This is a genomic window from Nostoc sp. 'Peltigera membranacea cyanobiont' 213, assembly GCF_002245975.1.
Lineage (GTDB): Bacteria > Cyanobacteriota > Cyanobacteriia > Cyanobacteriales > Nostocaceae > Nostoc.
Genome location: NZ_NOLI01000028.1, coordinates 50,738 through 66,583, shown reverse-complemented (window position 1 = coordinate 66,583; position 15,846 = coordinate 50,738). Strand labels below are relative to the sequence as shown.

12 protein-coding genes are annotated in these 15,846 nt (G+C 39.0%); 6 read left to right on the top strand and 6 right to left on the bottom strand.

The window, feature by feature from the left end; all coding sequences use genetic code 11:
- Positions 1 to 30 precede the first annotated feature (30 nt).
- Complete coding sequence (locus tag CDG77_RS10935; protein ID WP_094329403.1) at positions 31 to 477, bottom strand: Fur family transcriptional regulator; 447 nt, start codon at positions 475 to 477, stop codon at positions 31 to 33.
- Between the two features lie 655 nt (positions 478 to 1,132).
- Here CDG77_RS10935 and CDG77_RS10930 point away from each other — a divergent pair.
- Entirely contained in the window at positions 1,133 to 1,618 is a 486-nt protein-coding gene (locus CDG77_RS10930; protein ID WP_094329402.1) for a CRR6 family NdhI maturation factor, read from the top strand.
- 190 nt (positions 1,619 to 1,808) lie between these two features.
- Here CDG77_RS10930 and CDG77_RS10925 read toward each other — a convergent pair whose 3' ends face one another.
- Positions 1,809 to 2,405 (bottom strand): glyoxalase-like domain protein, encoded by a 597-nt coding sequence (locus CDG77_RS10925; protein ID WP_094329401.1) that lies wholly within the window; start codon positions 2,403 to 2,405, stop codon positions 1,809 to 1,811.
- Between the two features lie 197 nt (positions 2,406 to 2,602).
- On the opposite strand from CDG77_RS10925, the gene CDG77_RS10920 reads away from it, so the two are divergent.
- Positions 2,603 to 3,232, top strand: coding sequence for an RNA polymerase subunit sigma-70 (locus CDG77_RS10920; protein WP_094329400.1), 630 nt, complete (start codon positions 2,603 to 2,605; stop codon positions 3,230 to 3,232).
- Between the two features lie 143 nt (positions 3,233 to 3,375).
- Positions 3,376 to 4,404, top strand: coding sequence for a tetratricopeptide repeat protein (locus tag CDG77_RS10915; protein ID WP_094329406.1), 1,029 nt, complete (start codon positions 3,376 to 3,378; stop codon positions 4,402 to 4,404).
- A 40-nt stretch (positions 4,405 to 4,444) separates the two neighbouring features.
- On the opposite strand, the gene CDG77_RS10910 is transcribed toward CDG77_RS10915, so the two are convergent.
- Positions 4,445 to 5,056: a hypothetical protein gene (locus tag CDG77_RS10910; protein WP_094329399.1), complete on the bottom strand. Its 612-nt coding sequence runs from the start codon at positions 5,054 to 5,056 to the stop codon at positions 4,445 to 4,447.
- A 321-nt stretch (positions 5,057 to 5,377) separates the two neighbouring features.
- The gene (locus tag CDG77_RS10905; protein ID WP_094329398.1) at positions 5,378 to 6,853 is read right to left on the bottom strand and encodes a sensor histidine kinase; all 1,476 of its coding nucleotides are present in this window, start codon (positions 6,851 to 6,853) and stop codon (positions 5,378 to 5,380) included.
- Positions 6,854 to 7,542: 689 nt separating this feature from the next.
- Between CDG77_RS10905 and CDG77_RS10900 the strand changes: the two genes are divergently transcribed.
- Complete coding sequence (locus CDG77_RS10900) at positions 7,543 to 10,773, top strand: hypothetical protein (RefSeq protein ID WP_190233951.1); 3,231 nt, start codon at positions 7,543 to 7,545, stop codon at positions 10,771 to 10,773.
- Positions 10,774 to 10,843: 70 nt separating this feature from the next.
- Here CDG77_RS10900 and CDG77_RS10895 read toward each other — a convergent pair whose 3' ends face one another.
- On the bottom strand, positions 10,844 to 11,275 hold the full coding sequence (locus CDG77_RS10895; protein WP_094329405.1) for a hypothetical protein: 432 nt from the start codon (positions 11,273 to 11,275) through the stop codon (positions 10,844 to 10,846).
- A gap of 557 nt (positions 11,276 to 11,832) precedes the next feature.
- Positions 11,833 to 12,240, bottom strand: coding sequence for a hypothetical protein (locus tag CDG77_RS10890; RefSeq protein WP_094329397.1), 408 nt, complete (start codon positions 12,238 to 12,240; stop codon positions 11,833 to 11,835).
- Positions 12,241 to 12,943: 703 nt separating this feature from the next.
- Between CDG77_RS10890 and ppk1 the strand changes: the two genes are divergently transcribed.
- Complete coding sequence (ppk1, locus tag CDG77_RS10885) at positions 12,944 to 15,124, top strand: polyphosphate kinase 1 (protein ID WP_094329396.1); 2,181 nt, start codon at positions 12,944 to 12,946, stop codon at positions 15,122 to 15,124.
- Positions 15,125 to 15,422: 298 nt separating this feature from the next.
- Positions 15,423 to 15,839 carry a response regulator gene (locus tag CDG77_RS10880; RefSeq protein WP_094329395.1) on the top strand — a complete coding sequence of 139 codons (417 nt, stop codon included), beginning with the start codon at positions 15,423 to 15,425 and terminating at the stop codon, positions 15,837 to 15,839.
- Positions 15,840 to 15,846: the final 7 nt, after the last annotated feature.

Sequence of the window (15,846 nt, the reverse complement as noted above, 5' to 3'; positions counted from 1 at the left end):
ATTTACCCCTACTCCCCCAATCCCCAATCCCTAGCCTTCTTGCGGCTTACGGTAGCCAAAAAAGTTAATACTGTATTCAGTAATCCGCACTCCTGTTTCTTCTTCAATTTTGCGGATCAAATCTTCTGGAAGTTCTACATGAACATCAAGAATTTGATTTGTATCCACACAGTTAATATGACTGTGAGAGTCACTGATATTGCCGTACAAACGTCCATCACAGCGTTCAATACATTCAATGATGCCTTGACTGGATAATGCTTCTAGATTTTGATAAACAGAGGTATGGCCGATCTCTTTACCTTCTTGGTTCAAGCGATCGTAAATCTCTCTAGCAGAAAGATGTTCATTTGCTTGCCAAAGTAATTCTAGAATAAAGCGACGCTGACGACTGACGCGCATACCCAGGATTTGACACCTATCTAGCGCATCTTCTAGAGAACGAATTGGTTTTGTAGAAATTTTTTGTTTTTGCATATTACAGCTTGTTAACTGTTGAGGGAATTTTCCCACTTCAATTTTTATTGTTTATTTAATATATGCAATAATATTGCACACCATTGTTCTACCTGTACTTGTGTTTTGGCTTGTGATGCTGGGAAAGTAACAGGTGGCGATAAATAATGCTCTATTTTTTGCTTGTTGATGGCTACTTTGTCAGACCTTAATCTAAAACAAACTCATTACAACTTTAACTTAAAATTGCTGTAAATGTCCACCTTGGGGCAGGTATTGCCTTTCCCAAGTCGGCTGATGCTAATGGAATACTATGTAAATTGTGTAGTAATTGCTTAGTGAAATGTGAGTATTTATTGCAATTACGAAAGTAACATTTAACTGAATAAAAATTTGATGTCCGTGAGTGGCGTAGGCGTAGCCCGCCACAGGCATCGCTAGCGGCTCATCTCAAAGCTAGCAGCTATATACATATTTATGATAACCAGCAAAAACTAAGTAAAAGTATCAAATAAATTTGAGAAGGTAAAATTTGTTTCTAAAGCTTGGATAGGTTGACCAAATTATCAGCAAAAAAGTATTAGTAAATACCAATTAATTTCTCAAGGTCAATGTAGCGTCAATCCCTGAAAGCTGCTACTGTAGATTCTCGATCCTACAGTTGAGCAAAAAGAAAGTGGCTGCTGAGTCAAAGACAATTGCGATCGCACTCAATAATGACTTCATTAACAATCTCGATCTATCGCCTGCCTCACCGGTGATTGAACAATGGCTGCAAGATGGGGTTGCATCCCACGAACAACAGCTACGCTTTGATATCAATTACGATCTCGAACCTGGCGATCCACGGGAACTCTCAGAAATTCCAGAGGTGCGCCTGTGGTTTGTGCGCCTAGATGCCAAATACCCCTGGTTAGCATTTTTACTAGATTGGAAAGCTGGAGAATTTGCTCGTTATGCCGCCATGCTAGTACCACATCAGTTCAGTTCTCAAGATGGCATCCAGTACAATCCTGAAGCCTTAGAAATATTTTTGATGCACAAAATCTTTATTTTAGGTGATTGGCTCAAACAGCAAGATATCCCTAGCCTCTCCAGGCTGAAGTCCATGGCCCAAATGCTGGGTTATGAATTAGATGATGCTTTTTTTGAGATATTTTGACACTAGTACAACACGGCGGAAATAAACCAACCATTGGAAATGTCTAGAACCCTTACGCAATCGGAATTCCGAATTCCGAATTCCGAATTCCGCCTTGCGGTACTAGCTACTTAAAAAAATATTGTGTGGCGCGATGCCTACAACGGCAAGCTACGCACCACACAATATAAAATCATCTAAAATTTAATGACTAATTCGCTACCTCAGCCACCTCAATCACTCGCCCCTCATAGTCTTTGACTAAAAAGTTCAGGGGCTTTTGGTTACGAATCTTTAATTTCAAACCGCGCGTTTCGACTCGCATTAAAATCATTTCCAGACAGTCGCGATCAAAACAAACGTGGCGTTGTTGATTCTTGCTACCTAAACTCGCACCAGTAATAACGTGTAACTGGGTGTTTTTCTTCAATTGATACCACAACCCTTCAGTGGCATTACTCATCATTTTGGTTGACAAACTCGGCCCAGTAGACATGTATAGCGGATCGATCCCAGTTGCGCCTATAGTTTGTTCGTAGTTGTAGTAATAGTGCAAAGGCACCTCAGCTGCTGGCAAATCTAGCAGCCCTTCATACAACTGTCGGGCAATCTCCAAATCTGACACCATTACAGTGTGTACTTTTGGGGCACTGGTGAGGAACATCCACATTGCACCAGCGTAAGCTGCTAGCAGCATTACCATAATGCCTTGGGTAGAAAACAGGCTATCTAAGGGGAGGGAAGGGAGAAAGGAAGCAAAGGTAAGGGGACTGAGCAGGAACGACATCACACTAACTGCTATAACCATGAACAAATAAGGATTCTATAGGGGAATCGATTTTATTATTGTGGATTAAGACTAAAATTAAGTCCTTGTTTCTAGTTTATCAATAACTCAAGTAGTCTGAGTCTGGGCTACAAACTGGGCAACACCAAGATATTATGCGATTAACTACGGGAGTGCAATTCCCATAACTATTTTAACAACTATCAACTCAAAGAATTGTGCAAATTCCTCATTTTCCTGAAGCTAATCATCCTCTGGTAAAGTCGCTATTTCATCACACTGACCATGAACTACTGACTCTGTTTCAGCGCCATCCAGATGCCGGCAAGTATTTTACGGTGATTTTTTGCCGCTATAGCCCCATAGTGTATACCTTAATTCGGCATTCGGCGCGATCGCCTGTGCAGGCAGATTATCTGTTTGCCCTCACCTGGCGGCATATTTATTACGAACTCGGTGGACTAAATTTAACCACCTCTGAATCAGGAGAGCCAGCCTTAACCATGCAAAATTGGTTAATTAATATGACAGCTTTCTGTATTAACGAGATTAAGCTACCACCCACAGAAGCAATTCATTATTCTCTGCAAGCGACTTCGCCGCCACTATGGTGCTATGTACAACAAGCATTAGACCAACTACCAGGTGTTTTACGATTAATCGTGTTAATGGCTCAAACTTTCCATTGGAGTGAAACGAGAATCGCTGCCTATCTGCAAGCTGAAGGAGAAGCGATCGCTCCCAACGAAGTAGCCAATTCTCTCCAGGAAGGCTATCGTATGCTAGAGGACAAATTACCCGCAGATATCCGCGCCATATACTTTGGGGAAGATTTCACCCAATCTTAACTTAAGTGTAAATGCGTATATTCTTTGTCTTCAATTTATAAACTTAAAACTTCTTCTTAGACATTCTACTTAAACCCGCAACTTTAGGGGTAATTTTTATGAAACAACGGCTTGTATTTCCCAGGCAATTAGTTTGCGTAGGTATGATTTCTCGTCCCCAGGTACTTTTATACAGTTTTTTACTGTTTACTTTTTTGCTGAGTCCCATAGCTGCGGGTGCGGCTGATATTACGCAACAACTCCACCGTCCTTTAAATAGTTCCGTTGGGCGACAATCCAGAGATGAAGCAGACAGCTTGCTGACTATCGGCAAACAACAATATGCTTCAGGGTATGCCGATAAAACAATTGCGTCTTGCTTGCAAGCACTAGAACTATATCACTCAATTGGCGACCTGAAAGCACAAGGTTTGACTTACAATTTGCTTGCCAAGGCTTATATTCAGCTTGGTAGTTCAAAAGAGGCAGAAGATGCTTTACGACGAGGATTAGCGATCGCTCGTGATACTAAAGACTTCCAAACTCAGATTTTTGTGCTAAATAATATCGGTACATTTCTCCTGCAACAAGGAGAATCTGCTGCTGCTGGTAAAATACTCGAAGATGCACTCGCAATTGCTCGTGGTGTCAAAAACATTGAAGGCGAAGGACTATCTCTGAGTAATTTGGGTTTAGTAACTGCCAGGTTGGGAGATTATAACAAGGCGATTAAATTGTATGAAAATGCTTTACTTTTCCGCCGTCAAACGGGCGATGCCATCGGTGAAGCAAATACCCTGAATAATTTAGGTGATGCTTACCTAGCATCTGGAAATTATCAGGATACCATTGCTACCTATGGCGAAGCAATGCAAACAGCTAAAACTAGCCGCGATCGCACTAATGAATTACGAGCAATTGACGGTTTAGTTAAAGCTCACACTGCTGTCGGACGCTACGAAAGAGCCTTTGATTTACTAGAGCAACGTTTAGCACTCGCTAAAGAATTGCAAAATTTGCGAGAAGAATTAAAATCTTTTGAGTCTTACGCTCAGGTATATAAGCAACAAGGTAATTACCTCACTGCTCGTAATTTTTACGAAAGGGCGATTATACTGGCGCGGACATTAGAAGACAGCGAACAAGAAGTGCAATTGCGGGATCAGTTAACTCAAATGCTTCAACGAAAGTAGGGGAAATTCATAAATTTATCCTACTTTCGTACTAATTTGATTAATTCAAAAATACTGAACCGTTCCGTTCAATTCTCATCGCACTTCTGCCCTGGGCTGCATTTGTGGCTTCGTTAAATCTAACTTCCAAACTTCCTGGCTCTGAAGAAGCTTGTGGAGTCACTAGCAATTGTCCGCGATCTTCTCGTTCAAATGTCACCGTTACTGGTGCTTTTAGACCTTGCAATATTACATTTGACTTACCTTGTAGCGATCGCGGTGCTGTATCGCCAATCACTTGGAAAGTTACATTAGCCGCAGTGTCATTCACCAACTTGATATTAACTGTACCATTAGTCAGTGCGATCGTTGCGCTGGGGGTTTGCCGTGGTTGTAGTAGTTGTGGTTGGTCGCTGGAAACTCCTCCTGGTGAGGGCTGTTGAATTTTATCGCCAGGAACTGGGCGTGGTGGTCTAGCACTTGGTCCTGGTGTTACGGGAGTCTGGGAGCGGTTATAGGGTGATTCGCTAAAGATACTGGGACTTGGATTAAGGTTAGGGGTAGATTGTTGTGCTAATGCGTGAGGAATAGCTGGCAGACTAATCAGTAATCCCCCACAAATAGCGCCAAGTAACTCAGCAGACTTACGAAACTTTTGAGACTCATTATTCATTCTTGACTCCTGAAAAAATATCCAACTAATAATCTTCTTTTAAAAACTTCAAACAGCAGATTTAATTAGATTTAATCTGTCACTGTACATCCAAGATAATATCAATGGCGGGCATTTTTTGTATCTAACTAGAGACTAGATAATAATCTCAAATTAGACATAACTATTTCATCCACAAGGCTGAAAAAGCTAAACTATTAGCGATCGGTCATAAAAACAAGTAAAAAGTCTAATGAGTGATTGAATTTAAAATAATTCATAAAGGATGAAATTTATTTGCTTTTCTACATGGATCGCAGGAAACAAAAACTTATTGCCAAATTAAGACTCAAGAGTTATTGGTAAAGTGACAGTAAACGTGGTGCCAATGCCTTGGGTACTTTCAACTTGAATATGACCCTGATGATGTTCGACAATAGCTTGAGCGATCGCTAATCCTAATCCTGAACTAGTAGCATTAGTTGTAGCTGTATTCCCAGTTGTATGAGTCCGTGCCGGATCTACACGATAAAAGCGGTCAAACAAGCGTGGTAGGGCTTCTATGGGGATTCCAACTCCGCTATCACTCACTTTAACTTGCAACTGGGCACTGCTATAACGCAGTCCAGAAACGCGATTTATTCCTTCTATCCGCACCAATTCCACTTTTACCCATCCACCGACTGGAGTGTAATATAAGGCATTAGCAATTAAATTTGTGAACAGCCGCACCAGTTGATCCCAATTGCCCACAAGGGTAAACCAATTTTCCAGTAATTTGGGGCTAGTTTCGGAAGCAGGAGGATCGATTAAGTCTAGAGAAAGAGTGATTTCTTTTTCGGGAACTAACAATTGTTGTTCTTCAACCACCTCCATCAACAAAGCATCCAGAGGACAAGGTGAAAAGATATCTTTGCTAATCCCACTATCCTGTCGTGCTAAGAATAGTAAGTCATTGACTAACTTACCCAAACGCTGCGTTAACCGTTCCACCACCTTTAATTGTTGCCGATACTGCATAGAAGTAGTCGCTTCCACCTCTGCTAAATCCAAGTCAGCAAGGGCGACTTGCACATTTGTTTGAATCAAAGTAATGGGACTTCTAAGTTCGTGAGAAGCATCAGCAGTGAATTGTTTGAGGCGTTGATAAGATTCACCTACCGGTTCCATTGCTTTACCCGAAAGAAACCAGCCACTTGCACCTACGGAAGCCACCATTAACCCAATACCTAGTGCCAAATCAAAAATTAACTCACGACTGGGTTTAGTGACTTCAAACCAGGGATGACTAACACGCAGATATCCTACTACCTGCCGCCCCACTTCTACGCGTTGGGTGATTTGTCGTAATAAGAGTGGTGAATTTTGAGTGAGGAGGGAAGAGTGAGGAGTTAGGAATTTGGAATTTTCACTCTCTCCCTTAACTACGCGCACAGTTTCACCAGTGCGGTTGGCACGAATGGGAATATTTAGCGGTTCGGATAGTGTTGACCACAGTAATTCACCAGACGGACTAAACCATTCTAGGTCGATGTGGTCATCTTCTACGGTGTCAGCATTTTCACGAAAACTGGCTTCTAAATTAATGCGAAATTTATCTACATCAGCATTAATTGGCTCAAATATGAGTGTAGATGCACAACGACTTGTTGTGAGACAACGCTCCACTATTTCTACTACATGGTTGAGGGTATCATCAATTCGCTCAATCAACGTACTGCGGACATATAAATAAACACCACTAGCAAATATTAATAGTAATACCGCAGTGACAGCAGTGTACCAAATTGCAAGACGGCGGCGAGTAGCCTGAAACATATTTTTTCACCCACTTGTTTGATTGAATATCTTTACATTACGTGTTTATACGGCTAAATAGCATCTCACTTTTTTAGCTCTCGTGGTTTTGCTGAGGTTTAATTTTTGCTCAAGAATTACACTCTTGTTGCAGTAAATCTGCTTAATCCTATTTAATTCTTTACAACCCGGATAAAAATCGATTTTCTTTGGCTATCTATATCGCAATTCCTTTAAGTTAAGCTCGAAATCTTTCATAGAGAGGTTGCAATCCAAAGTCTATACACACTTAGAACTTAGACTCAATACCAAAAATACTTACTTCAAGCTTATCTTCTTATATGGTTTTAACAAAAATAATTTTTGATTTTGTCTAAAGGAAGCAACGAAAAATCATTTTTTTAAACAAACTAATGAATGTTTTTTGAGCTTCAACAGTTTATTTTTGCAGTGAAAATAGTAGTTGGCGATCGCTATTTTGAATTGATTATGCTTTTTATTCTTGAATCCACTCTACCAAACAGTATCTTTCTATTGTGGAAACCTGTAAAATCTCGGATCACCAAATTGTAAGAATCTCACTAATGAGATTCAAAAAAAATTTACAATTAATTGTAACGTGCTTTCTATCTTCAACAATTCTGTTCAAAGTTATCCTAGTTCAATTTTCTGCGATCGCCTTAGAATTTCACGGTCGTAACAATATAATTTTGAATATAGAAAATAAGATTACTAGTGATAACAGGTTATCAAAATCGGAGAATCTAGACACTTCAAAAAATAAAACTATATTAATACAAGCTTTAAAAAATGAGAACTCTAACTTACAGAAAGATCGACAACTTTCAAAATTAATTCCCATTGAGCTAATCGCAGAAAATGATGCAAATCTTAGCGATCGGAGCTTGCTAAATTCAGATAAAGTAGATAGTCCTGAAAGCAAAGCTCTGTTAAAAGATACTAATTCTGACTTGCAGAAAACCAAACAGTTATCCGAATTTACTATAGCTGATGTTATCCCAATTGATTTAATCGCGGAAAATAATGAAAATCTTAATGATAATAATTTGCTAAATTCAGATAAAGGAGATAGTTCTGAAAGCAAAGCCCTGTTAAAAGATACTAATTCTGACTTACAGAAAACTAAACGGTTATCCGAATTTACTAGAGCTAATATTATCCCAATTGAGGTAATCGCGGAAAATAATGAAAATCTTAATGATAATAATTTGCTAAATTCAGATAAAGTAGATAGTCCTGAAAGCAAAGCCCTGTTAAAAGAAACTAATTCTGACTTGCAGAAAATTAAACAGTTATCCGAATTCACTATAGCTGATGTTATCCCAATTGAAGAGTATAAAGTAGAACCTCCCAAGCCACCTGATGAAGGTGAAGAACAGACTAAGCCTAATACAACTAAACCGAATGTACCAGCACAACAAATACTAATACAAAAGCTACGTCGTTCAAAAAAACAACAACAAACACAACAACAAAAAATAATTATTGATGCTCTGACATTTAGTGCCAATAAGTATCCTTGGATTGTTAATCCTACAGATAATCTTACTTTTTCCACAGAATTATTTAAGCCAAATCAGAATGAAAATTATATAGATACAGATATAAGTTTAAAATTTTCTGGAGATAATCAGATTATTAATAAGTTTACTTATGCTAAATTTCCCAAAGCTGACCAGTTTTACTGGGTTCTTGATAAGAATAGAATAGTAGTTGAAACTAAAGGCTCCCAAATTGGCATTCTGTCTCAGGGAAGAGAAACTAATACTTATATCACCCAAAATGTTACCTCACAACAGGCATTTTGGGGATTGCAAACTCTATTCGCTATACCTACAGATTTTCAGAATTTATTTGGAACAGTTGATACTCAGAATTTTTCTATAACCTCAATAGCCGGACAATTGGTTAATCCTGAAGGCGTACCTGCCGGCAGAGTTACTATTAATAGTGGAATTAACGAAAACAATCCTAATGTCACAGTTCTAAGAAATCCTATTCTAGCTATTGGTAGTGGCTCTACTTTGAGTGCTGATGGTGGACAAGCATTATTTCAAGCTTTAGATGCTGCCAATGCTCCCAAAATTTTGCAAGGCTTTCCAACGACGAACATACAGCCTTTATTAGATGGTGGAAATGTCAAACTCAAGATAGGTGAAGTTATTCCTAATAGTGCCCTAGAAGCTGCTGGTATCTCCTGGGGAAATATATTGACAGGAGAAGGTTTTGGTTTTAATGCTCCTGTTTCTTCCTTACCAGGTATTAAGGTTGCTCAACTTGGCAAATTTGATAACTTTGACTTGTTAAATGTAGCAGTCAATCCTTTTCTATCTCAATCTGAGAAAGACTTTCATTATCTTAACTCTTTACAGTGGGTATCTTTAGGGAGAAGACAACCTGTATTTGAGACACTATCCCAAACTCAAGAAAGTTCAGATTGGCACAGACTGTATGTTAGTCGTCCTCATAATCGCAGCTTAATTCAATACGATCCAGTTGCAGCTAAGGCTACTTATTCTAATATTTTTTCTGCCCCAGGATTATCTCTCACAGCTAAATTCAGCGATACTAGCCTTGATGCTATTCAATCAGTAAATTCTACATTAGGTTTACTATTAGGTGAAGTTTTTGAAGCTATTAAAATTGATAATATTCAACAAGGTTTACATGAAGCTAGGGAAAAGTTTAAGAATGGGGAAGATTTTACTTCTTTAAGTACAACTGCTACATCTGAACAAAGAAGACAAATCAATAACAGGTTGAATCGCACCTTATCTTATGCCAATGCATCTAGTGGACTAGAGCAGGTATCTGGAACTTACACATTTCCGAGTCAAGTAACTCCTAAGAACTCTAGTATCTTGCAAATAAGAACGGGAAATCACAAACGAGCAGTTCAGTTTCTTGAAAGAGATATTTCTATTTTAAATGAAGGTAATACATTCTTTTCCGATCTCAGGCTCTCTAATGAAAAATTTGGCCCTTTGACTTACATTGGTCTTCCAATTCCTTTAAATGATACTTCCATTGATCCTGTTAATCAATCCTCTGCTGCCGAAGTTATTTTGACAAACGCCCAAGGACAACAATTTGTAGAAAAATTTAATTCAGCAGATTCGACCATAGTACCGATACAGGTGCGAGCAGCCGATTTAGCATTTGATTATATGGAACTCACTAGAGTTGACAAAATAGGTGTTAGTTTTAATAGCTTTAACGGTTATCTATCTTTGCCAACAGTTGAATTATTAGCAGCAGGCTCTTCTGGAAATTTTAACTATAGTGCCAATGTAGGAACGTGGTTTAATATAGATGCTAACTCAGCACCAGGCGTTTCTAATAATAATTTAGGCATAGAAGAACCAACTTTAGGTTTCTACACTAATATACTTCTTAATTATATTAAAACTGATGTGCGTCTAAATTCGGCCAAAAAACCTGTAGCTATTAACACTCACGTACCATACTTGAGAGTTGATTGGAATAGTGCCTCTAATAAAAATAATCCTTTTTCTACTTATTTAAGTTATTTATATCAGCATCAAGAAAGAAATTTCGGTTTTTCTTTAGCTCCTGGCATCGCTTTTATTGAGAATAATAGCAATGGGGAATTACTAGGTCTTTTTAATGGAGAATTTAGTACTAGTCATGGTTTGAACCTCAAGACAAATTTAGAAATGGGTAAAGAGTATTTCTTTCAATTTCAAGGCTTGCATCGAGTCAGCAAAAATATTTCTGCTGGTATTTATTTTAAAAATTATAGTATTAATAATCTAGGTTTGAGCAGCCGAGTTTCTGGTTTCAACTATGGAGTTATTCTGAGGCATAGTTTTCCAGATAATAGTGTGTTTATAGAAACTCAAATTGGTACAGGCGAGAATGGATTTGACCTACAGCTTCAAGGTGGTTATCGATTTTGATGGCATCAAAAAATATCCCCCAACTTTAAAAAAATTCGGGAATCTAAGGTTTTTAGTTTGTCAATTCTGTTTAATCTAAGCCACCTAAGCTATTATTACCAGCGCCCGCTCGGATTATAGTTGTTAAATCTTCAACAGAAGTAGTATTTTTTAATAAATTCGCTGTTGTATCAATAAATGAGCTTGGATTAGAAAGTGTAGTAGTTTGAACTAATCCTGGAGTTATAGTCAGACTAGTTATGGTTTCGTCATTTCCACCTGCGATACCTCCATAGGTGGGAGAAATTGTTAAACCTCCGTTAAAGGAAGAGCCAGAAGGTAAAGTTACCTCGCCGCTGATACTGAGAAAACTACCAGAAGGTCTAATAAGAGTAACAGCACCACGAGCAGTAGCTTGTTGTGCATTTGCTGGTGTAGCTAAAAAGTTTCCTACACTTATTAAACCTAATAGGCAGATACTTCCTTGAAGAATTATAGATAATTTGTTGGATAAGCTATTCATTTTTTCTAAACTCCTCATGTTCTTCGCCTTAGCTTGTTTCCAGATTCTGCTTGGAAATGCAAAATTAACCTCGACTAGCAAAAGTAAAGGCGGAATCTTTCTTTATCGTTTTTTATTACTCTGGTCAGATAAAAATATAGAATCCCTGATATGAGCGTTTTGTTAACGATGAACATTCTGAGGGTTGGTATTGTTACGTAAGCGCTCGATTCATTATTTTCTAGGAGTTTCAGGGTTTATATTGATATCACTAAAGCTATGTAAAGGATTGATGAGGAGTCGCATCATAATTCTAGAACTTACGTAAAACACAAAGGAAAAATGTAATCTTTGTATCAGAGTTGTAACAGAAGGTAGGAGGAACTATGTTCCTCTACGAAAAACTCGTACAACAAAATTCCCGACTTCTTAAAAAAAGTCGGGAATCTGAGCCACAAAATAAATATAGGGAACAGATATAGCATTTGCTATTTCTCCTCCCTACGATCTATTAATTTATTCAACTGTTCTGTGAGTTGTTAAAAATTTTGTAAGTACTTACTAGGCAAAAATTCAATCTACTCTAGACCGCCACCAGCACCAGCTGCTCTGACAAGGGTTGCTAAATCTTCAACAGTTGTAAAAGTCTGTGCTGCAATCTGTCCTGCAATAGCTGCTGAAATTGTGGTAGGAGGTGTGGTTGAAGATGCTGCACTAACTGGGGTTAATGTGAGACCTCCGACAGTTTCTTGGTTTGTACCTTCACCAATAGGATTATTAACGATAACTTCTAGTCCGGTAAAGTCTGTACCCGGAGCTGCAACCACTTCACCACTGACGCTGATAGAAGAACCTGATGCTCTAACTATTGTAACCGCACCCCGTGCAGAAGCTTGATCTGCACTTGCTGGTGCAGCTAGGATGTTACCAACGCCAACCAAACCTAATAAGCAGATGCCGCCTTTAACGATCGCAGAAATTTTCATAATTAACGAACCTTTCGTGTTGTTTACCTTTGCGTTTTCAATATAACCATTGCTTACCAAAAATATCCCAGCAATAATACTGAAATTTTAAAAAATTCCATAGTCCTAAATAAAAAAGACTAATACATTGATATCTTAGCCTTTATTTGAGTAACAGCAAGGGAAAACTCATGAAAATAGAGTTAAAAAAAAGCTTCTATATACTTAATACCTGTACAGAAATTGTTCTAATAATTACTAAAAATCTAGATTTTAAGTTCTAATCCAGAAATCACTATAGGTAAGGCTTTAGACTGCTTCTTACACCACGAGCCTATGTAAACACCGCTTGAGAATTCGTCAGCAATTGTCAGAAACGCCTATGTCATATCTTTGCTAAATCTTAGAGGTTGAATGAATAAGTGTTTTGCTGTGATTTTAGGCACTTTTAGATCGCCCCTAACCCACACCAGTTGCTCCATTTGGGGAAACCCCTTGGCGTTAGCCTCTCCCTTTGGGAGAAGGTTTATTTTTGAGTCTTTGACTGACGTTATTTAAATACAAATAGATTTTTGATTAAGTATGATATTGATTCCTGACCAGTAGGAGGTAAAGAATCAATATGACCAAAAATTGCTTCAGCGTTCTGCTCAAGCACCCTTTAACTTAATATGTTTATTGTCCCCCAATTCAATGGGCTACATCTGCCTGCCCTTAGGTCATTATGGCAAAATCTAAGAAAAGCGCTACCCCCATCAATCTCAGCGATCCACAATATTATCTTAACCGAGAGTTAAGCTGGTTAGAATTTAATGGCAGGGTGTTACATGAAGCCTGTGACGATCGCACGCCGCTTCTCGAACGCCTCAAGTTTTTAGCAATCTTCAACTCTAATTTAGATGAATTTTTCATGGTGCGGGTTGCTGGTTTAAAACAACAAGTAGAGGCGAAAGTCAGCCTATTAACTCCCGATGGTCGGACACCACAACAACAGCTAGACGATATTAGGTCTACCCTGATTCCTCATGTAAAGAAAGAGCATCAACATTTTGAGGAAATACTTCGTCCATTATTAGCAAATCATGGCATCCATATTCTGGATTACATAGATTTGAATCAAAAACAGCGCACTCATCTAAATAACTATTTTGAGGAACATATATTTCCAGTTTTGACCCCTTTGGCTGTTGATCCTAGTCATCCGTTTCCTTTTATTTCTAATCTCAGTCTGAATCTTGCTGTGGTAGTTAAAAACCCAGACACTGAAGAAGAATTCTTTGCCAGAGTTAAAGTCCCTAGCGTATTACCACGATTTTTACCGATTCCGCCTGAATTGGGAGAGCAAAATAATGACAAACCTACCCACTGGACTGGAGTATCTTTAGAACAAGCGATCGCTCATAACTTGGAATCTCTATTTCCAGGGATGAACATTCAAGAATATCATCCGTTCCGCATTACCCGTGATAACGATTTGGTATTAGAAGAAGATGAAGCAGATGATTTGCTATTAGCGATTGAACAGGAATTGCGAAAACGCCGATTGGGTGGAAGTCCAGTCAGGCTAGAAATTCAATCCCAGACTCCTGAAATAGTGCGATCGCGATTATTGCACGATTTGGAATTAACAGAAAGCGATCTCTACGAAGTAGACGGTCTGTTGGGATTGCGAGATTTGATGTCTTTTATGGCCTTGCCATTGCCGGAACTCAAAGATCCACCACGCCAATCTGTTGTACCATTACGCCTGCAAAGGCTGAGGGAACCAAGTTTAGATCCAGATGCACTGGAGACAGACGAAGGAAAAGACTTTTTTGCTGTGATTCGAGAAAAGGATTTACTAGTACACCATCCCTATCAATCTTTTTCGGCAACAGTAGTGCGCTTTATTACCCATGCCGCCTACGACTCGGATGTGTTAGCTATCAAGATGACACTTTATCGGACTTCTGGCGACTCACCCATAGTCAACGCCTTAATTGCTGCCGCCGAAAATGGCAAGCAGGTATCCGTGTTGGTGGAATTAAAGGCGCGATTTGATGAGGAAAATAATATTTACTGGGCAAAACGACTAGAAAGAGTTGGAGTTCATGTAGTCTATGGTTTAGTGGGACTGAAAACCCACAGTAAAACCGTCATGGTGGTACGGCGCGAAAAAGACCGGATACGTCGCTACGTGCATATTGGCACTGGTAACTATAACCCCAAAACAGCACGATTGTATACAGATTTGGGATTATTTAGTTGCCGTGAAGAATTAGGTGCTGACATCACGGATCTATTTAATTTCTTGACAGGATACTCCCGACAAAAGTCTTATCGAGAGTTGCTGGTTGCACCAGTGAATATGCGCGATCGCTTTTTAGCACTAATTCATCGAGAAATTGAAAATGTCCAAAATGGGTTTTCTGGACGCATTGTTGCCAAAATGAATTCCCTAGTCGATCCAGAAATTATCGCCACTTTATATGAAGCTTCCCGCGCCGGAGTGCAAATCGACTTAATTATTAGGGGCGTTTGTTGTTTGCGTCCAGGACTCAAAGATATTAGTGAAAATATTCGCATCATTAGCATCGTCGGTCGCTTTTTAGAACACTCTCGGATTTATTATTTCCATAACAATACACAGGAGGAAATCTTTATTGGTAGTGCCGACTGGATGCGCCGCAACCTAGATCGCCGAGTAGAAGTAATCGCCCCAGTGAAAGACCCTGACATTGCGAAAGATTTACAAGAAATTATGGGAATTATGCTTGCAGATAATCGCCAAGCTTGGGAATTACAAGCCGATGGCAGCTACATTCAACGCCGTCCTTATGATGATTCTCCAGAAGCTAATTCACAAAAAATTCTCATGAATATGGTATTACGGTCAACTGGCCTAGCCTCAAACCTGATTGATTAAAGACCTAGTACCGCAAGGCGGAATTCGTAATTCGTAATTCGTAATTCGTAATTACGATTGCGTAAGGGTTCTAGACATTTCCAATGGTTGGTTTATTTCCGCCGTGTTGTACTAGTACGTTCTACCGTGACAACTAGCTCAACTTAGTTACTTTTTGAAAACTTTAATTTTTTAAAAAGTTATCTAAGTTGTTTGTCATCGGTTTACGCAAGTTATTCAACCATTCGATAGATTCAGTGCTGGCACTTGTTCGGATAAACTAGAGAGGTTATTCTGAATAAATTTGTCTTTCCCCTCAATGTTAATGTTATCCCGTGAGCTTTCTACCTTGCGTGTTCTAGTAGTTGATGACCACGAGCTGACTCGTTTAACCTTACAATTAGTTTTTTCTTGCCAGGAAAATATTCAAGTAGTAGGTTTAGCCAGTAATGGTGAAGAAGCTATAGAAATGGTTAAACGCTGCCATCCTGACGTGATTGTTCTAGATTTACAGATGCCGGTCATGGATGGCTGGAGTGCGTCTAGTCAGATTAAAGCTATATCTCCGAACACCCAGATCCTTGCTTATTCCTCAGTGGAAGACGTAAATTTTCAGGGGAAGAAGGCAATGTCTAGCTTTGATGATGTTTGCAAGAAAGATGTACCAACAAGCGAACTCATTGCCTTAGTTAGGGAGTTAGGTCAGCGTGCAGCAGATGGTTCGGTTGCAGGATAAATGATAC